At 62.8% G+C, this 16,802-nt stretch carries 18 protein-coding genes and 1 pseudogene; 10 read left to right on the top strand and 9 right to left on the bottom strand.

Annotated features, from left to right (window positions below):
- Positions 1-316 precede the first annotated feature (316 nt).
- The gene (locus V1292_RS09485) at positions 317-733 is read right to left on the bottom strand and encodes a response regulator (protein ID WP_334372045.1); all 417 of its coding nucleotides are present in this window, start codon (positions 731-733) and stop codon (positions 317-319) included.
- 521 nt (positions 734-1,254) lie between these two features.
- Between V1292_RS09485 and V1292_RS09480 the strand changes: the two genes are divergently transcribed.
- From V1292_RS09480 to V1292_RS09470, 3 genes are all read left to right on the top strand, one after another.
- Positions 1,255-1,980, top strand: a complete 726-nt coding sequence (locus V1292_RS09480; RefSeq protein WP_057842648.1) for a Crp/Fnr family transcriptional regulator — start codon at positions 1,255-1,257, stop codon at positions 1,978-1,980.
- A gap of 410 nt (positions 1,981-2,390) precedes the next feature.
- Positions 2,391-2,783 carry a response regulator gene (locus tag V1292_RS09475; RefSeq protein ID WP_028348548.1) on the top strand — a complete coding sequence of 131 codons (393 nt, stop codon included), beginning with the start codon at positions 2,391-2,393 and terminating at the stop codon, positions 2,781-2,783.
- Between the two features lie 123 nt (positions 2,784-2,906).
- The gene (locus V1292_RS09470; RefSeq protein ID WP_334372043.1) at positions 2,907-3,152 is read left to right on the top strand and encodes a hypothetical protein; all 246 of its coding nucleotides are present in this window, start codon (positions 2,907-2,909) and stop codon (positions 3,150-3,152) included.
- 39 nt (positions 3,153-3,191) lie between these two features.
- Here the strand turns inward: V1292_RS09470 and V1292_RS09465 are convergent, their stop codons facing one another.
- Positions 3,192-4,373, bottom strand: a complete 1,182-nt coding sequence (locus V1292_RS09465) for an MFS transporter (RefSeq protein ID WP_334372041.1) — start codon at positions 4,371-4,373, stop codon at positions 3,192-3,194.
- A 102-nt stretch (positions 4,374-4,475) separates the two neighbouring features.
- Between V1292_RS09465 and V1292_RS09460 the strand changes: the two genes are divergently transcribed.
- The 5 genes and pseudogenes from V1292_RS09460 to V1292_RS09440 all read left to right on the top strand — a co-directional run bounded on the left by V1292_RS09460 (position 4,476) and on the right by V1292_RS09440 (position 10,275).
- Positions 4,476-5,462, top strand: coding sequence for a LysR family transcriptional regulator (locus tag V1292_RS09460; RefSeq protein ID WP_334372039.1), 987 nt, complete (start codon positions 4,476-4,478; stop codon positions 5,460-5,462).
- Positions 5,463-5,846: 384 nt separating this feature from the next.
- Entirely contained in the window at positions 5,847-6,428 is a 582-nt protein-coding gene (locus tag V1292_RS09455; protein ID WP_334372037.1) for a hypothetical protein, read from the top strand.
- Between the two features lie 365 nt (positions 6,429-6,793).
- Complete coding sequence (locus V1292_RS09450; RefSeq protein ID WP_334372035.1) at positions 6,794-7,486, top strand: response regulator transcription factor; 693 nt, start codon at positions 6,794-6,796, stop codon at positions 7,484-7,486.
- Positions 7,487-7,931: 445 nt separating this feature from the next.
- Positions 7,932-8,879 (top strand): annotated as a pseudogene (locus V1292_RS09445) (ATP-binding protein); the annotation flags it as partial.
- Positions 8,880-9,015: 136 nt separating this feature from the next.
- Entirely contained in the window at positions 9,016-10,275 is a 1,260-nt protein-coding gene (locus V1292_RS09440; protein ID WP_334372033.1) for a GGDEF domain-containing protein, read from the top strand.
- A 61-nt stretch (positions 10,276-10,336) separates the two neighbouring features.
- On the opposite strand, the gene V1292_RS09435 is transcribed toward V1292_RS09440, so the two are convergent.
- The 4 genes from V1292_RS09435 to V1292_RS09420 all read right to left on the bottom strand — a co-directional run bounded on the left by V1292_RS09435 (position 10,337) and on the right by V1292_RS09420 (position 13,240).
- On the bottom strand, positions 10,337-10,888 hold the full coding sequence (locus V1292_RS09435) for a dihydrofolate reductase family protein (protein ID WP_334372031.1): 552 nt from the start codon (positions 10,886-10,888) through the stop codon (positions 10,337-10,339).
- A 17-nt stretch (positions 10,889-10,905) separates the two neighbouring features.
- Positions 10,906-11,397: an SRPBCC family protein gene (locus V1292_RS09430; protein WP_334372030.1), complete on the bottom strand. Its 492-nt coding sequence runs from the start codon at positions 11,395-11,397 to the stop codon at positions 10,906-10,908.
- 40 nt (positions 11,398-11,437) lie between these two features.
- Positions 11,438-11,869, bottom strand: a complete 432-nt coding sequence (locus tag V1292_RS09425) for an ArsR/SmtB family transcription factor (RefSeq protein ID WP_334372029.1) — start codon at positions 11,867-11,869, stop codon at positions 11,438-11,440.
- A gap of 138 nt (positions 11,870-12,007) precedes the next feature.
- Positions 12,008-13,240, bottom strand: coding sequence for an MFS transporter (locus V1292_RS09420; protein WP_334376981.1), 1,233 nt, complete (start codon positions 13,238-13,240; stop codon positions 12,008-12,010).
- A 154-nt stretch (positions 13,241-13,394) separates the two neighbouring features.
- On the opposite strand from V1292_RS09420, the gene V1292_RS09415 reads away from it, so the two are divergent.
- Positions 13,395-13,985, top strand: a complete 591-nt coding sequence (locus V1292_RS09415) for a LysR family transcriptional regulator (RefSeq protein ID WP_442895507.1) — start codon at positions 13,395-13,397, stop codon at positions 13,983-13,985.
- A 65-nt stretch (positions 13,986-14,050) separates the two neighbouring features.
- Here the strand turns inward: V1292_RS09415 and V1292_RS09410 are convergent, their stop codons facing one another.
- Positions 14,051-14,617, bottom strand: coding sequence for a response regulator transcription factor (locus tag V1292_RS09410; protein ID WP_442895506.1), 567 nt, complete (start codon positions 14,615-14,617; stop codon positions 14,051-14,053).
- 469 nt (positions 14,618-15,086) lie between these two features.
- On the opposite strand from V1292_RS09410, the gene V1292_RS09405 reads away from it, so the two are divergent.
- Positions 15,087-15,476 (top strand): hypothetical protein, encoded by a 390-nt coding sequence (locus tag V1292_RS09405; protein WP_442895604.1) that lies wholly within the window; start codon positions 15,087-15,089, stop codon positions 15,474-15,476.
- Between the two features lie 8 nt (positions 15,477-15,484).
- Here V1292_RS09405 and V1292_RS09400 read toward each other — a convergent pair whose 3' ends face one another.
- Positions 15,485-15,691, bottom strand: coding sequence for a hypothetical protein (locus V1292_RS09400; protein ID WP_028348539.1), 207 nt, complete (start codon positions 15,689-15,691; stop codon positions 15,485-15,487).
- Between the two features lie 98 nt (positions 15,692-15,789).
- The gene (locus V1292_RS09395; protein WP_334372025.1) at positions 15,790-16,794 is read right to left on the bottom strand and encodes a glycoside hydrolase family 3 N-terminal domain-containing protein; all 1,005 of its coding nucleotides are present in this window, start codon (positions 16,792-16,794) and stop codon (positions 15,790-15,792) included.
- Positions 16,795-16,802: the final 8 nt, after the last annotated feature.

Genomic DNA, 16,802 nt, shown 5'->3' with positions numbered 1-16,802 from the left:
TAAAGCTGACCTAAGCAGCAAACCGTAAAAGTACGGTTAAGTGGCCGTGACCGCGGCTCGCAAAAATTCCGGCGATTGCTGCGGAGAGAAATTCGCCAGCCGCTAAAGCATGATGAAATTAGATTTGATCGCGACCACGAAGAAGGCGCGCTCCCTCTCCCGCTTGCGGGGGAGGGTTGGGGTGGGGGTGTCTCCGCGGGCGACACTGACCGAGTGGGGAGAGCCCCCACCCGGCGCTTCGCGCCGACCTCCCCCGCAAGCGGGAGAGGTGAAGCGCGTGTGCGGCGAACTTGATCGAACCAAAAATCATCACGCGCTAGTTCGACTGGGCGACGCCGCTGAAACGGGAGCGGGCTTCGGCAAGACATTCGTTGACGACCGCCAGGAGCGCGCCCGGCGTGAACGGCTTGCGTAGGCAGCGCGTGGCACCGAGCTCGAGCGCCATGCGCAAGAAATCCGGCGCCGGCGAGTCGAGATTGGCAAAGGCGTATCCCGACATCGCAATCAGGGGAATCGTCGGGGCACGCTCGTGAAAAATCCTGATCGATTCGAAGCCGCGCATGTGCGGCATGAAGATATCGACGAGCATCAGGTCGAAGCCGGAGTCTTCCAGCGCACGGAGCCCGGCTTCGCCGCCATTGGCTACCGTCACCTCAAAGCCGTGACGTTCGAGATAGACCTCGATGGCCGTGCAGACCATGGAATCGTCATCGACGATGAGAACGCGTGTCATGTCAGCCCCCCGGAAGCGGATAGCGAACTTTCAGTCCAATCATTCCTCAGTCGCAATCGCAGGGCGACGCGCGTAGGACGCACTCCGTCCACACGGCCAGGAAGTTCCACAAAAGGAACCGCTCGGCTGATCGTGCGGGCAATTTTTCTTGCGAATCAGTGCGCTACAGCATTTTCCGCCGTAAACAGGCCGCTCTGTCTGCCCTCTACAGTGTATAAGGCCGGTTCCACAACCTGGGCTGATTCGGTGGATGGGGAATTTGTAGCTAGCCTGCCCCACGGCAAGTCGCCGCGGTCGCTACTTCGAAAGAAGTTCGCAGCTATTGCCGGCGGCGACTTCGCATCGCTGTGCTTACATCGCAAAGCGTCGGAGCGGTTAAAGCCCACTTAACCGAGCCGAAGCGCCATCAATCCACGTTTGCCAGTTTTTCTTGCCAATATAATGTGCGAGGATCATCCTGCAGTTCGGACTGTACGCAGCAGACGCCAGAGACCGGCTTGGCCGTAAGGCAGGAGACTGCTTTGGATTCAGCCCCTCGTTCTCCGAATGGATTCTTGTCCTCGCTGACCGCGGACGATTTCGAACTGATCCGCCCGCATCTGCGCGCCGCCGATCTCAGCCAGGAAATGGTGCTGGTCGAAGTCGACGAAACGCTCAAGCGTGCGTATCTTCCGCACAAGGGCGTCATCTCGCTGGTCGTGAAGCTCGCGCGCGGCGAGCACGTCCAGATCGCGATGATCGGCCGCGACAGCATCTTCGGTGCATTCGCTGCCCTCGGCGACCCCGTGGCGTTGAATACCGCCGTGGTGCTGGTGCCGGGCGCGGCCTCGACGATCGATCTCGACCAGCTTCGTGCTGCCGCCGACCAGAGCGCAACGCTGCGTACCGCACTGACGCGGCATGGCCTCGCCGTCTATGCGCAGATACAGCAGACCGCCGGCTGCAATGCCTCGCATACGGTGGAATCCCGGCTGGCGCGATGCCTGTTGCATACACGCGACCTCTCCGGCAGCGACAAGCTGGTCCTGACCCAGGAAGCGATGGCCCAGATGATCGGCGCGCGACGCAACAGCGTTTCGCTGGTGGCCCATACGCTGCAGCAGGCGGATTTCATCCACTACAGCCGCGGGCATATCGAAATCACCAACGTGGACGGCCTGATCAAGACGTCCTGCGAATGCTACGCGACGGTCAAGGCGCAGTACACGAGGCTGCTGCATCCGCGCATCCACAGCGCGGCTGCGTAGTCGCTTCCTGCGGTCGACCACGGTCGCAAGCCCGATCTGCGATACGCATTGCATCGCCGTTGCGCGCGAAGATTGCGACGGTCCCCGTCATAAACCCTCATGGTGAGGAGCGCGAAGCGCGTCTCGAACCATGAGGCCCCGTCTGTGGCCTACATCCTTCGAGACGCCCGCTTCTCGCGGGCTCCTCAGGATGAGGGGTTGAGAAGTTATGACGCAGGTAGACCTACCTCACCGTATTACTACGGCCAATCGCGGCTCCTGCGGCGTTCCGGGTCCCGCGGGCGATTAACGCGCTGTTCAACGAGCCCTGATAGTTGTCACGGTGCTGACGGGTGCGGGTTCGAGACTCTTTCGCGTGCAACGCGCATTCACCTGGGTTCGGCGGCTTATTGTTTGCGCGGAGTACGAACATGGCTTTTGATCTGTCGATGCCGATCCTGGTGGTCGATGACTACAGCACCATGATCCGCATCATCCGCAATCTTCTCAAGCAGCTCGGATTCGAGAATGTCGACGAGGCCAGCGATGGATCGGCTGCGCTTGCCAAGATGCAGACCAAGCGATACGGCCTCGTGATCTCCGACTGGAACATGGAGCCGATGACCGGCTACGACCTGCTCAGGGAAGTCCGCGCCAGCCCGGAATTCTCCAAGACGCCCTTCATCATGATCACCGCTGAATCCAAGACCGAAAACGTGATCGCCGCGAAGAAGGCCGGCGTCAACAATTACATCGTCAAGCCGTTCAACGCCGCAACGCTGAAGACCAAGATGGAAGCGGTGTTTCCCGACGCAGCCGGCTGACATCATCCCGGAAAGCGCGCTGCGCACCGCAGACGCGCGGCTAGCCGTACTTCTACGGTTTGAGATTTTCACCTCCGGATAACGTTGACTGAGGATAGTTGCGTGGACCAAGGGAGTGCCCTCATGTTCACGTTTGAAACGAGCGATCAGAAAGAAGTGCGGCGTCTCCGTATCGCCCAGTTCAATGGCAGGCCTGCAACCGTGCATTCGGCCGGATCGGCGGTCACCGGCCACGTTCGATCGATCGTGGAAAGCAAGTCGAGCGTTCCGGCGGCGTGGACCATCACGATCATCCCGGAAGAGCCCAAGCCGACGCGCTCGTCGCGACCCGCGGCGCGCGGTCGCTCCTTGATGGAAGACTTCTGCTGATCGGCCCGATCGCGCAGAATCATACGGGCATCTACACTCCTATTCTGCGGGACACGTGATCGACGTTGCGGACCTCCGGTCGAGCCGTAGGCTCCAGAATGCCAGCGCGAGACCGAAGGCCGTGATAACCGCTGCGACCACCGGCAAGGCGGCGAGGCCAAGACCGCGATCGATGGTCACGCCGCCAGCCCAGGCGCCGAGCGCGTTGCCAAGGTTGAAGGCGGCGATGTTCAGGCTGGAAGCAAGGTTCTGCCCGGCCGCTCCCGCCTTCTCGATTACGCGAATCTGGAGCGGCGCGACGGTGGCGAAAGCTGCCGCGCCGAGCAGGCCGACCAGCAGCACGGCCGGCGTCTTGGCAGGGAGCGCGAGCGCAAGCACAACGAGGACGATGACGAGACCGGCAAGGGTTCCGATCAGAGCACGCGGCAAGCCACGATCTGCAAGCCGTCCCCCGGCGATGTTGCCGATCGACAGCCCGACGCCGAATACGAGGAGGATCGGCGAGACCGCGGCTTCCGAAAACCCGGTGATCTTGGTGAGGATCGGCTGAATGTAGGTGAATACCGTGAAAAGACCGGCGAAGCCAAGCACGGTCATCGCCAACCCGAGCTGCACCTGCGGCCGGGCGAGCACCGTCAGCTCTTCGCGCAGCGAAGTGTTCTCGCCGTTGCGGCCCACATGGTTCGGCACAAGCAGGGCAAGCACGATGAACGCGACGACGCCGATCGCCGCCACGGCCCAGAACGCGGACCGCCAGCCGAACGACAGGCCGAACCAGGCACCGAAAGGCACACCAAGCAGCGTGGCGGCCGTCAGGCCCGTAAACATCATCGCGATCGCCGAGGCCCGCTTGTCTGGTGCGACAAGCCCTGTCCCCACAACCGACCCGACGCCGAAGAAGGTACCGTGCGCGAGCGACGTCAGAACGCGCGCCGCCATCAACGCCGCATAGCTGGGCGCGATTGCGCAGGCGGCATTTCCGAGCGTGAAGATCGCCATCAACCCCAGCAGCACCGCCTTTCTCGGCATTCGGCGCGTGGCGAGCGTCAGGATCGGTGCGCCGGCGAAAACCCCGAGAGCGTAGCCGGAAATCAGCAGGCCGGCGGTCGAGACGGAGACCTGCATGTCGGCAGCGACCTGTAGCAGCAGACCCATGATGATGAACTCGGTCGTGCCGATGCCGAAGGCGCCAGCGGTAAGGGCGAGGACGGCAACAGGCATGATTTTGGCTCCCGATCAGCAGTGACTGGGCCCAACAATGGTGCGCCGCGCCATCTGGAACTAGAGGGCGACAATTCCATTCATTTATGAGATGAATTCATCATGCCTCGCCTGGACACCAACCGCGCCGCCGAGATGGAAGTGTTCGTGCGGGTCGCCGACCTCTGCGGCTTCACTGCGGCGGCGCGCGACTTCAAGCTGACGCCCTCGGGCGTCAGCAAGCTTGTGTCGCGACTTGAAGCGCGGCTCAGCACACGCCTCCTCAACCGCTCAACGCGCAAGCTACAGCTCACGCCCGAGGGGCAAGCTTTCTACGACCGGGCCAGGCGCATTCTGGCCGATATGGATGAGGCCGAGCGCGAGGCATCGGCCGGCGCCTGTCCCCGCGGCCATCTTCGGGTCAATAGCAACGTCCCGTTCGGGATGCGTCACGTGATGCCGCTAGTGCCTCTGTTCCTTGCGCAGAATCCCGAGGTCACGCTCGACATCATGCTCTCGGACACGGTCATCGACCTGTTGGAAGAGCGCGCCGACATCGCCATACGCGTGGGCCCGCTTCGGGAATCGCGCCTCGTGGCGCGCAAGCTCGGTACGAGCCGAATGGCCGTTGTGGCATCGCCGAACTACCTCGCGCGGCACGCAGCTCCTCGCAGTCCAGCCGATCTTGCGCGCCATAAAGGCATCGGCTGGACCTTCTCGCGCATCGTCGAGGGCTGGCCGTTTCGCAAGGGCAAAGGCATAGAGTCGCTGTCACCTCCGCCTGTTGCACGGGCAAGCGATGGCGAGGCCGCGCGTCTCCTCGCTCTCGGCGGCGCGGGACTTGCGCGCCTTGCCCTGTTTCATATCGGTCCCGATATCGAGGCGGGCCGTCTCGTACCTGTTCTGGAAGATTTCAACCCAGGCGACTGCGAAGATATTCATGCCGTCTATCTAGGCCAGGGCGGTCCCTTGCCCGCCCGTGTGCGCGCGTTCATCGACTTCCTGGGCGATCACATCCGCATCGACAGCGTCAGCCTCGTGCGCGGTCGCCAGGGAAAATGGAAAGTGGCAGTTCCCAACGCACATGGCCGGCCGCGGGACGCTCGATGATTGCACGAACTTCGCGTGCCACTCTTCGCATTGCTGTCGGTCGATCGACGCATATGGCGTCTCATAGCCAACAATGGCCAAGTCTGGGTGGGTGCAGACACGGCTCTTGCCTCCGAAGGCAAGGGTCACACGTTCGAATCGTGTCGGGCGCGCCATTTCGGTACAGACGAGCTTCTTTCGCGGCCGGCATGTCGGCATTCCAGCCCGCATGCCCGGCCGGTGATCCGCGCTATAACTACGCCTCTGCTCCGCGGTGAAACTAACTTCGCTGTCAGAAACTGTCGCATTTGTCATGGGTCATCGCGGGATCATTTGCGTCTCCTGATCGTCTTCTTCCTGCGACGGCATCCGTCGCTATGGTCCAATCACGGAGGAGGATCGCAAATGAACAGCAAGCTCCTTAACGGCCTCATCGCGGCGGCGCTTGGTACGACGCTGGCGCTTGCGTCGCCGGCGCTCGCACAGCGTGGCGGCGGCGGTATGGGTGGCGGCGGTGGTGGCGGTCACGCCGCCGGTAGTGTCGGGGGCGGCGGCGGTATGGCCGGTGGTGGTGGTATCGGAGGCGGCGGCGGCATGCGCGCCGGCGGTGGCGGTGGTTTCGGCGGTGGCGTGCACGCCGGCGGCGGCGGTGGCGGGATGCGTGCTGGCGCCGTGGGCGGCGGTCCGCGCTTTGGCGGCGGCACGAACATCGGCGGCGGCGCGCGCTTTTCCGGCGCAGGACCCCGTTTCAGCGGCAGCCGTTTCCCAGGGTCGTCCTTTGCGCATGCCGGAGCCTCGCCGCGGTTCGCATTCCACGGCGGCCGATTCCATCGCGGCTTCCATCACCGCCATCATCATCGCTTCCACCGCTTTGCGTTCATTGGCGCGCCCGCAGTTTACGCCGCTTACGACAATTGCTGGCGCAGGGTGTGGACGCCGCGTGGATTCCGGGTGGTCAATGTCTGCGGCGACTACGGTTACTACTAGAGCATGATCCGCGGGACCGCGTGCAAAGTGGGCACCGGTTTTCCCTCGCGACAAACGCGGAACGCGTTAGAGCGGAGATCATGCTCCAAACAAAAGGATCGAGCGTGATGGGTTCGGAGTGGACGCGCGGACTTCGGTCACCTCTCCGGCCCGGACGTCGTGATGATCGCAACCAGAGTATGGGGATCCGGACTCCGGGTCGGCTGGGGTGACCATCACGCTTATTTGCGCCTCCTATTTGCGCCTCCGCAGGCAACCCTCGGACGACGCGTGGGTTGGTTCGGCCATGGAGTCGCGCAACGACTTTCCGATTTTCTTGCCAGACTGGGTTCGGCTTTTGAGCAGTCGTTCGGAGACGAAACGCCATGACGGGAGGTCACCGCCGTATTCTGGTCGTTGAGGACGACCCGGAAACCGCCGGCCAGCTCGTGGATTCGCTCACGACCAGCGGCTACCAGGTGGATCTGGCCGCCACCGGCCATGAGGCGTTGCGTCGCAGCGCCGCCAGCGACTATGCCGTGATCACCATCGACCGCATGCTTCCGGATATCGACGGCATCGCCGTGATGCGGCAACTGCGCGACGATGGCAACGCCGCGCCCGTCCTGATCATCAGCGCGCTCGGTGAGGTCGACGATCGGGTGCGCGGCTTGCGCGCTGGCGGCGACGACTATCTGGTGAAGCCATTTTCGTTCGTCGAACTACTGGCGCGGGTCGAGGCGCTGGGGCGCCGCAGCGACACCATCGTGAAGGAGACCATTTTGCGGGTGGGCGATCTCGTCATCGACCTGGTGTCTCGCACCGCCAGTCGGCGCGGCAAAGACATCTTGCTGTTGCCGCGGGAATTCCAGTTGCTGGAGTATCTGGTGCGCAACGAAGGCCGCGTCGTATCACGCGCCATGCTGCTGCAGCAAGTCTGGGATATTCATTTCGATCCCTCAACCAACATCATCGACGTCTATGTCGGGCGCGTTCGCCGCAAGGTCGACGGTCAGCAGGCTTATCCGCTGATCCATACGGTGCGCGGCATCGGGTATTGTCTCCGTGCTCCTGGCTAAGACCTTCGCCTCGTCGACGTTCAAGCAGGCGCTGCTCGGGATCGGGATTTTTGGCGTGATAGCGTCGGCGATTTTTGCCTACGTCTATCTCGCCACCTCCTCCTATGTGCGCAGCCAGTCGGACCGCGCCATCATGATCGAGCTGGTCAGCCTGCGCGGCGCTTACGAGCGCTCCGGGCGCGATGGGCTGATCGCCCTGATCCGGCAACGCGTTGCCGACCAGACTTTTGCCGACAATATCTATCTCCTGGTCGATCCCGCATCGACCGCGCTGGCCGGCAATCTCAAGACCGACAATCTCAAGATCTGGCCACCGGCGGTCACGGCGGCGGGGGGATCGGCCGAGTTTCGCGGTGTGGAGCCACCGCCCGGCGCAGACGGCCGGCCATTGCTGCGGGCGGCGGTCGAAATCTTTCCGAACGGCGATCGTCTGCTGGTCGGAAAGGATATCAGCGACCTCGACGGCTTTACCGATCACATCAAGACAGCGGTGGCCTTGAGCATTGCCTTGATGTTCATGATAGGCGGCGTCGCGAGCATCCTGGTGACGCGGCGGACGGTAGGGCGGATCGAGTCGATCAACGCCACCAGCCGCGCCATCATGCTCAGCGGTCCCGACAAGCGCATCCCGCTGCGCGGCACCCATGACGAATGGGATCGCGTGGCGGAGAACCTCAATCTGATGCTGGACCGCATCGAAACCTTGATGGGCGAGATCAAGCAGGTGAGCGACAATGTCGCGCACGATTTGCGGACGCCGCTGACGCGCATGCGCGGACGGCTGGAGAAGGCCTGGCACGGGCCGCGCATCGGCGACGACGATCAGACGCTGATCGGCGACGCTATCGCCGACCTCGATGCTGTCTTGCGGATCTTTGCGTCCATCACGCGGATCGCGCAGATCGAGACCCAGGCGCGAAAAGACGCGTTCCACCGCGTGGACCTGGCGGAGATCGCCGGCGAGGTGGTCGAGCTGTACGATGCCGCTGCCGAGCAGGACGGCACCCGTCTCACCATTGCCGGCGATCGCGAGGTGCTGGTGACCGGCGATCGCGATCTGATCTTCGATGCCATCGCCAATCTCGTGGACAATGCGATCAAGCACGGCCGTGCCGGAGGGCAGGTCGTGGTTGTGCACGAGACCATTGACGGTCAGCCGGCCGTCTCGGTCGCCGACGACGGCCCGGGAATTCCCGCCGATCAGCATGAGCATGTGTTCAAGCGCTTCTACCGGCTCGAACACAGCCGCTACGCGCAGGGCAACGGTCTCGGATTGAGCCTGGTCGCCGCCGTTGCCCGTCTCCACGGCGCACGGATCGAACTGCTCGACAACGCGCCAGGGCTCAAGCTCCGGCTCTGCTTTCCGACGGCAGGTTCGCGGAACGAGATTTGATGAAGCCGCCCGACGCGGCGTCGGCGGCGCTGCACGTCCATCCCGGAATTCGGAAGCCGTTACGACGACGTTTACCAACTATCGCAAGCAAATCGTAGCACGGACTTGGTATGGGGCCTGCGACAGGGTAGGAACCATGCCGTTACTCCACGTTCCGACAATCTACGTGCTGATGCTGTCAGCCATGGTGCTGCTCGGCGCGCTGACCTTCTTCGCCTGGCTGCAAAACCGCGCGGTCCGTGCGCTTGCCTGGTGGAGCGGCGCAGTGCTCGTGATGGCTGTCGCGCTTGGCCTGCTCTGCCTGCGCGGAACGATCCCGGACGTCTATTCGGTCGACCTCGCCTATGTGGTGCTGTTCACGGCCTGCGCGCTGATGCTGGAAGGCGCGCGCTGCTTCGAAGGCAAGCGCCCGAGCCCCGCCGCCCTGCTCGCCGGTGCGCTGGTTTGGATCGCAGCCTGCCAGATCCCTGCGCTGTACGATTCCGCCACGGCGCGCATGATCATCGTATCAGCCGCCGTGGGCCTCTATTCGTTCGGCTGCGCCTACGTGCTGTGGAGTGGCCGCGCCGAGCCGCTGCTGTCGCGCTGGCCGCTGATCGTGCTGACCGCGCTCGGTGGCGGCCTGTTTCTCGTGCGCATTCCGCTCGCCGTGATCTCTCCGCTCGCAGAGGCACCGATCGCCAGCTTCGATGCGCTGCGGTCGTTCTGGTTCGCGATCGTGAGCACGGCCACCCTGCTCTACTTCATCGCCATCAATTATCTCTTTCTCGCGCTCACCAAGGAGCGGAGCGAGCTCGCACACAAGCGCGCTTCAATGACGGACGCACTGACTGGCCTCGCCAATCGTCGCGCCTTCATGGAATTCGCTGAGAAACGTCTGAACGCGCCTGCGAGCGGGACGGTCGCGTTCCTCATATTCGATCTCGACCGGTTCAAGGCGATCAACGACGGCCATGGGCATTCGATGGGCGACCGCGTGCTGCGGCTGTTCGCACACACGCTCTCCGCCAATTTGCCGCGGGAAAGCATCGCGGGCCGGCTTGGGGGAGAGGAGTTCGCCGCGATCGTCAGCGGGCCAGACCAACAGACGACGATTGCGGCTGCCGAGCGCGTGCGCGAGAGCTTCGCGGCGGCGGCGCGTGTCGTGGGCGGTGTCCCGATCGCCGCCACGGTCAGCATCGGGCTCGCACATGCGAACGACCCGCCAGCCGACATCGAGGCGCTATGTGAACGCGCTGACAAGGCGCTCTACCAGGCGAAGGCGCTTGGCCGCAATCGGGTCGAGAGCGCCGTGGACGAACTTATCCCGCTTGCACCCGATGCGTCAGTCGAGGCCGACCCTCTGATTCCGTCGCCCAAACGAGCACGGCGCGCAATGAAACGGGCGGCAGCCTGACCGCGTCAGAGTAGCTCCGAGGAGCCGCGGCAGCGAAAGCGCGCATGCCGCGGCCCGTTCGCTACCCGCCCACTGCATAAGTCAGGATCACCCCGCCGGTCTTGAGCGGGCGCGCGCTTTCGAGGCGCATCTTGACCTGCTGGTCCTGCGGCTTGAAGAGGGGATTGCCTCCGCCCAGCACCACCGGGGAGACGCAAACGCGGTATCCGTCGACGAGCCTGGCGGAAAGGAGCGAGGCGAGCAGATCCGCGCTGCCGAACACGTAGATGTCCTTGCCGTCCTCCGCCTTGAGACCCCTGACCGCCTCGACCGCATCGCCCTTCAGGAGCCGCGTGTTGTTCCACGTTGCCTTGTCGAGCGTGCGGGTCGCTACCGCCTTTTCGACCGAGTTCATCATGTCGGCCACCGCCCCGGTCGCTGTGGCCCAGTGGCTGGCCATACCCTCATAGGTCCGCCGTCCGAAAAGTAGCGTGCCGATCTCCCTGCCCTGCTCGAGCGAGAACGCCTCCAACTCGTCTCCCCAGATCGTCTCAAGGAAGCCGAGGTCCCACGGGCTCTTGCCCTCGAAATAACCGTCGAGCGTCATCACGTTCCAAACCACCAAACGTCGCATTGCGTCTCTCCTCTGCTTCAGCCCTTCAGGGCATCGACATGGCGCGCGAGCTTTTCGAGCGTCTGGTAGCCATATTCGACTGCACCGAAGCCGATGCCCGCGTCGCGCTGCGCCTTGGTTGGGTGCAACTGACGCAATGTGATCACGGTCTTGCCATCGCCCTGTTCGTCGAACGTGATGGTTGTCCGGAAACGCCCCGGATCGTCATCGCTATCCGCTCCGTGATCGAACTCGATCAGTGTCGGTCGTTCGATACGACGAAATTGCATCCGGCTGGGGAAGAGCTGACCATCAGGTGCGATCATGTCGAAGCGCCACAGACCGCCGACACATATGTCGATCTCCTTGGTCTCGATTTTATAGCCGGTTGGCCCGAACCAGCTCGGCAGATGTTTCGGATCGGTCCAGGCAGAAAACACAATGTCGCGCCGAGCATCTATCACCCGCGAGAGAACGATTTCGCGATCGAGCGCCCATTGCGAAAGCGCGGCGTTGGTGGACGAGGTCATGATCAAATCCTTTGATTGGGATGGGCATGGGACGGTGGTGTCAACGACGCTTTCGAACTCCCGGAGATCGTGGCCGCAGCGAGGGGCGCCCGCCGTTTGCGGAGCTCAATTGTTTCAGCCTTCGCTTCCGGGACTTCTTCTCATTCTTCTCAATTGTCTTCACATAGGCCTCGAGCCGATCCAGGCGTGCCTCCCAAACCGCACGCTGCTCAGCCAGCCAACGTTCAGCATCGGTCATGGCGGCCGGCTTCAACCGGCAGGTGCGAACGCGCCCACTCTTCTGAGACTCCACGAGACCGACGGCCTCAAGCACCCGGACGTGCTTCATAAGGCTGGGCAGCGCCATGTCGAATGGTTCGGCGAGCTCCCCGATCGAGGCCTCGCCCTCGCCCAGACGCTCAAGGAGCGCTCTTCTGGTTGGGTCCGCAAGCGCGCCGAACACAAGGTCGAGACTTGATGATAAGTTATCCATACGGCTAACTATATTTGCGCGCCGAAGGGCTGTCAATAATAGTTATCCATCTGGCTTACTAATCGTGCGTAAGGAGACGCCCTGCGACGGCGTAGGCTGGGGAGTTGCCGAACGCTCGGTTTTTTGAAAGCCGCCGCGTCAAGCCGACAATACCTTTTGTCGACATGCCGCCAATCGCCTCGGCAGGGTGCGCTGGTGTAGCAGCCAGGCTGCGATCGCCATGTTCATGATGTTCCAGGCGATGCCATTGACCAGCGCCGCTGCATAGGAACCGGTCCAGTCGTAGATCGCACCGGCCAGCCAGCCGCCTAGCGCCATGCCAGCGAGAGTGACCGAGATGGCGAGGCTGACGCGAAGACCGGCCTCTTGCGCCGGGAACAGCTCGCGAATGATCACCGCATAACTCGGGATGATGCCACCCTGCGCCAAGCCGAAAATGGCGGAAATGACATAGAGCGAGACCAGCCCGTCGAACGGCAGATAAAGCGCGAGTGCGATGGCCTGCATCGCCGAGCCCAGCAGCAAGGTCGGCAGCCCGCCGATAAAGTTCAACACCCAGCCGAAGATCAGACGGCTCGCCACACCAAAGCCGAGCATGACCGCGAGCATCTCGGCGCCGCGCGCAGGGCCGTATCCCAGATCGCCGCAGTAGGCGACCAAGTGGACCTGCGGCATCGACATGGCGACGCAGCAGCACAGGCCGGCGAAGGCCAGCAAACCTTGGGTAACGCTCGGAGCCAAGCCTATGGCTTGGTAGGTACTGCCGGTGCTCGTCGCTTCGAGCGTAGCCTTATGGAATACAGGCCGCCGCAGCAGAACCAGCGAGAGCGGCAGCATCGTCGCCAGGCAGAATAGGCCGATGCCGATATGGGTCTGCCGCCAGCCGACCGCAGCGATGAAGTGTTGGATGATTGGTGGCCAGACCACGCCGGCAAGGGAGCTGCCGATGGTAGCCAGGGAAATGGCAAGGCCGCGGTGCCTATCGAACCAAAGCGAGGCGTCGGCCACCAAGGGCGCGAAGCTCGCTGCGCCGCCGAGGCCGATCGTAAGGCCGGAGACAACCGCGAAGACGAGCAGGCTCGGAGCGGACGCAGTGAGGACGTAGCCGAGACTCATCAGGATCGTGCCCCCGGCGAGGGGCGGCAAGATGCCGAATCGATCTGCCAATCGGCCGACAATGATGCCGCCGATCATGAAGCCGATGGTAGTGAGTGTATAGGGCAGCGTCGCGTCGGCGCGAGGCGCGTTGAAATCGGTTTGCACTGCCGGCAGCGCCACGACGAGAGACCACATGCCCACGCAGCCCAGTGTGCTGAGGGTGATGGAGACGACGAGGCGAGTCCAGGAATATGAAGTCTCGATCGACGGCATTTCAGGCGGCACGATGGCAGGTTTCCTCGAGGCTTGCGTCCAAGTCGGCCATAGGTACGGCCCGCCTTCACCCGCGACAAAGCAGGATTTCTCCTTTGTAGAACCAGCGAAACTCATGCACCCTGCGGCCCTGTCGCATAGTTCGGACTCGGCCATGACGTATCTGCTGCCGCCACTCAATGCCCTGCGCGCCTTTGAGGCCGCCGCCCGCCATCTCAGCTTCAAGCAGGCCGCCCACGAGCTGCACGTCACTGCCGGTGCCATCAGCCAGCAAGTCCGCCTGCTGGAGGAGCGGCTAGGTGTGCAACTATTCGAGCGGCGAACGCGGCAGGTGATCCTGACTTCTGCCGGGGAAACCTATCTGACGCGGGTACGTCAGGCGTTTCGCTGCCTCGCTGACGCCACGGCCGAACTCAGGCCTGAGGGCGTCACAAGTCTGCTGCATATCGGGGTACATGCAGGTTTCAACGTTGATGGGTTGCGGACGCGCCTGGCGCAGTTCCGCCAGGCCGAGCCCCAGGTAGCCATTCGCCTCAGCCAGCCGGCGGGCCTGGACGAACTGATCGAGGGCAAGGTCGATGTGGTGATCGCGGAAAGGTTGCGGCGGTATCCAGGCTATAGGTGCGAACCTTTAGGGAGTGGTTTTCTGATCGGCCCGCTCGGCACGACGGATTGTCCCGAGATCGAAACCCTGCGTTCATGCCTGCTTGGCCATGTCGAGCTTGAGCCCGCTACCACAACCTAGGCGCCTTCTGGCAGAGCGAAGCCGCGCCGATCAGCCGCGCATTGCAGGCATCGCTTCGGGAAAAATCAGGCGGGCTGCAGCAGCGCCTTGCGAACCAGATCCGCGGTATTGCGGGCGCCAAGCTTGCGCATGGCTTCGGCGCGGTGGCTCTCGAATGTCCTCGGGCTGATATTCATCCGCAAGGCGCCTTGCTTGTTGGAGCAACCTTCGCTGATCAGGCTCAGCACCTCGCGCTCGCGCCTGGTCAGCGGCTTCTGGCCTGCCCCCGGGGCCAACATCAGGCCCGGCCTGCGGGCGCCATCCGCGGGGCGGCCGGCGTGGGCCTCGCTCGCCTGCTTGCGAACGGCGTCGGACGCCGGGTGATTGTCCGACATCTGCTTTACCAGAGCGCAGACGCGCTCAGTTTGCTGAAGCGCGTTCTCCACCACCTGTTGCAGGTAGAGCCGGTTGCCGGATCCTTGCGAAAGCTGGTGGCTGTGCTGCTTGATCTCATTCATGTAGAGCAGCAGCGCTGTCAGCGGTCCGTTCAACTGCCGGGCAATCGCCGCTCCCGCCTCTTCCGCGGCACGCGAGCGCGCAGCGGATAGCTGGACGATCTCAGGATTCTCTTCGAGAGGTGTGACGTTTTCCATCCACTTCGTGAAGTGCGAATCAGCGGCGCGATGATCTTGTCCCGACATATAACTATTTTTATCGGCTCCACCCTCTTTCATGGTTAATTTCTTAACCGGTAAGAATACGGAGAAATGCGCCGGCGCGTCACGCCGCCGGACTAGATCGAGCCGAATTCACTCGAAATTGGATGTTTTCGGCCGAAATACGTGATCCGAACATAAGAGCCGTGGCGCGCCAGCCCCGTACTTTAACGGTGATGGCATTTGCTTTGTTAATAGATCTCAACCGGTTCTCGATGTGTTTCCCGTCGGCGCCCTAATCCGGAGTGTCCCTTCCCCCCGACGCCCGTTCCGCGCGACGGCTTGCTCGCGGCATCGCCCTGATTACATGCGCCGGCAGTCCCGCAATGATCGAGGCCCAAATCATCCCGCAACGAATCCAAAAAAGGAGACAGCGATGTCGCAGGCAAAGGGATCATGGATAGCGATGGCAGTGCTGGCCGGCGTCCTGACGTTCAGCTCGGGCGTGGCGGCGCAAACCGCACCGGCGGCGGAGAACGCCCCGCCGACGGCCGACAACGCGGTGATGCTCACCGTATTCCTCAAACATGACCAGTCGCGGCCCCTGAGTGAACTCAACGCGCAGCTTCAGCGGCAGGGATATTACAAGGCTTTCCCGCCTGACGGCGTCGAAGTCGTGAGCTGGTATGTCATGATGGGGATCGGACAGGTGGTCACGCTGCGGCTGCCGGCGTCCCGATTGCGCGAGGTCAACCGCATCCTCGAGAACACGGCCTGGGGCAGCTACCGCACCGAGTTCTATCCGACCTACGATTACAAGGCGATCGGCACCGCAGCGCACGAGAAGGCGCAGTAGGCTTGAGGTCAGCCGAGCCTGGAGATCTGCTCCTCGGTCACGACGCGTTCGACATTCTCGGATTTGCTCCTGATGCGATAGCGCGGGCGGCCGTCAGCTTCGATCGGCAGGCAGGATACGATGGTGTAGACGCTTCGTTCCTTCGCCACGGCGCGGCCCTGCGGCCCCTGCTGCTGGTGATGGACGTCGTCGTTGATCGCGAAATTATGGGCCATCGTCGGTCTTTCCGCTGAAAAAGCGCTTGTAGTCTCAACGGCCTGGCAACGCAACACATTGTCCGCCTGATGTGCTTCGGATTTTGGGGTCCACCGCGTCAGGCCGTCAGGAGCGCCTTTCGCTTGCCGACACGCGCGATCGATTTCTCGATCGCCGAACCGGACAAGGTTCCCTCGCGCAGGCTGTCTGCGATGTATTCGGCAATCCCGGCCATCTCGTGTTCCTGGTCGAACAAATTGTTGCCGATGCAGAGCATGTCCATGCCGGCTTTGAGCGATTGCAGGCTGGCTTCCCGCGTGCCCAACGCCTTCTGCAATCCCTGCATCTGCATGTCGTCGGTGATCAAGAGCGTATCCGGAAGGCGCTTGCGCAAGCGGCCAAGCCCCGCCGCGGACAGCGTCATCGGGCAATGGTCGTCCCATTGTCTGACAATGGCGTGGCTGACCAGCACCGCATCGCCGAACATTGTTGGCGCAAGCGAATAGAATAGCTCTTCCTGCTCACCGCGAAGGGTTTTGGAGATATCCATGAATTCCTGATGCGAATCCACCACCGCGCCGCCGATGCCGGGGAAATGCTTCAGGCACAGGCCGATGCGCTGCGCCCGCGCCACCTCGCTTGCCAGCAACGCATTGGCTTCCACCTCGGCGATGTCGGCGGAGTAGGAACGTTCGATCTTCCCGATATTGGGGTTGTCGGGATTGTAGTCGACGTCGATGACCGGCGCGAAATCATAGTGGATGCCGAGCCGCCGCATCTCGGCAAAGCTCGTGGTGAGGATCGCGTGCTTTTGATCCGGTGCCAGCAGATTGAATTCCCTCGCACTGGGAAGCGGCGCAAACCCGCGGCTTTGCTTCAGCCGCCGCACCAATCCACCTTCCTGGTCGATGAACACCATCGGCCCCGACGGCAACGCGGAAATCTCCGCGCAGAGGCGTTGCACCTGTTCAGGCGATTCAATGTTGTTGTCGTATTCTCGCGTCCGGCAGGAATAATCGAACAGGATCACCCCGCCGAGACCGTAGCGGGCTGCAAATTCCTTCAGCCAATTGGGAACGATCTTGCCGAAGAAGCCGAGAATGAAGAGTTCGCCGATGGGCATGGTGGCAG

Source organism: Bradyrhizobium sp. AZCC 1719, assembly GCF_036924525.1.
In the GTDB taxonomy this organism is placed as follows: domain Bacteria; phylum Pseudomonadota; class Alphaproteobacteria; order Rhizobiales; family Xanthobacteraceae; genus Bradyrhizobium.
Note: the sequence above shows the minus strand (reverse complement) of the source record. Positions and strands in the feature narration are given on the sequence as shown.

Excerpts from the sequence above, each read along its gene's own strand:
- V1292_RS09485 (WP_334372045.1), bottom strand. The coding sequence starts at position 733 with ATGACACGCGTTCTCATCGTCGATGACGATTCCATGGTCTGCACGGCC.
- V1292_RS09475 (WP_028348548.1), top strand. The coding sequence starts at position 2,391 with ATGGCTTTTGATCTGTCGATGCCGATCCTGGTGGTCGATGACTACAGC.
- V1292_RS09470 (WP_334372043.1), top strand. The coding sequence starts at position 2,907 with ATGTTCACGTTTGAAACGAGCGATCAGAAAGAAGTGCGGCGTCTCCGT.
- V1292_RS09465 (WP_334372041.1), bottom strand. The coding sequence starts at position 4,373 with ATGCCTGTTGCCGTCCTCGCCCTTACCGCTGGCGCCTTCGGCATCGGC.
- V1292_RS09460 (WP_334372039.1), top strand. The coding sequence starts at position 4,476 with ATGCCTCGCCTGGACACCAACCGCGCCGCCGAGATGGAAGTGTTCGTG.
- V1292_RS09455 (WP_334372037.1), top strand. The coding sequence starts at position 5,847 with ATGAACAGCAAGCTCCTTAACGGCCTCATCGCGGCGGCGCTTGGTACG.
- V1292_RS09450 (WP_334372035.1), top strand. The coding sequence starts at position 6,794 with ATGACGGGAGGTCACCGCCGTATTCTGGTCGTTGAGGACGACCCGGAA.
- V1292_RS09440 (WP_334372033.1), top strand. The coding sequence starts at position 9,016 with ATGCCGTTACTCCACGTTCCGACAATCTACGTGCTGATGCTGTCAGCC.
- V1292_RS09435 (WP_334372031.1), bottom strand. The coding sequence starts at position 10,888 with ATGCGACGTTTGGTGGTTTGGAACGTGATGACGCTCGACGGTTATTTC.
- V1292_RS09430 (WP_334372030.1), bottom strand. The coding sequence starts at position 11,397 with ATGACCTCGTCCACCAACGCCGCGCTTTCGCAATGGGCGCTCGATCGC.
- V1292_RS09425 (WP_334372029.1), bottom strand. The coding sequence starts at position 11,869 with ATGGATAACTTATCATCAAGTCTCGACCTTGTGTTCGGCGCGCTTGCG.
- V1292_RS09420 (WP_334376981.1), bottom strand. The coding sequence starts at position 13,240 with ATGCCGTCGATCGAGACTTCATATTCCTGGACTCGCCTCGTCGTCTCC.
- V1292_RS09415 (WP_442895507.1), top strand. The coding sequence starts at position 13,395 with ATGACGTATCTGCTGCCGCCACTCAATGCCCTGCGCGCCTTTGAGGCC.
- V1292_RS09410 (WP_442895506.1), bottom strand. The coding sequence starts at position 14,617 with ATGGAAAACGTCACACCTCTCGAAGAGAATCCTGAGATCGTCCAGCTA.
- V1292_RS09405 (WP_442895604.1), top strand. The coding sequence starts at position 15,087 with ATGGCAGTGCTGGCCGGCGTCCTGACGTTCAGCTCGGGCGTGGCGGCG.
- V1292_RS09400 (WP_028348539.1), bottom strand. The coding sequence starts at position 15,691 with ATGGCCCATAATTTCGCGATCAACGACGACGTCCATCACCAGCAGCAG.
- V1292_RS09395 (WP_334372025.1), bottom strand. The coding sequence starts at position 16,794 with ATGCCCATCGGCGAACTCTTCATTCTCGGCTTCTTCGGCAAGATCGTT.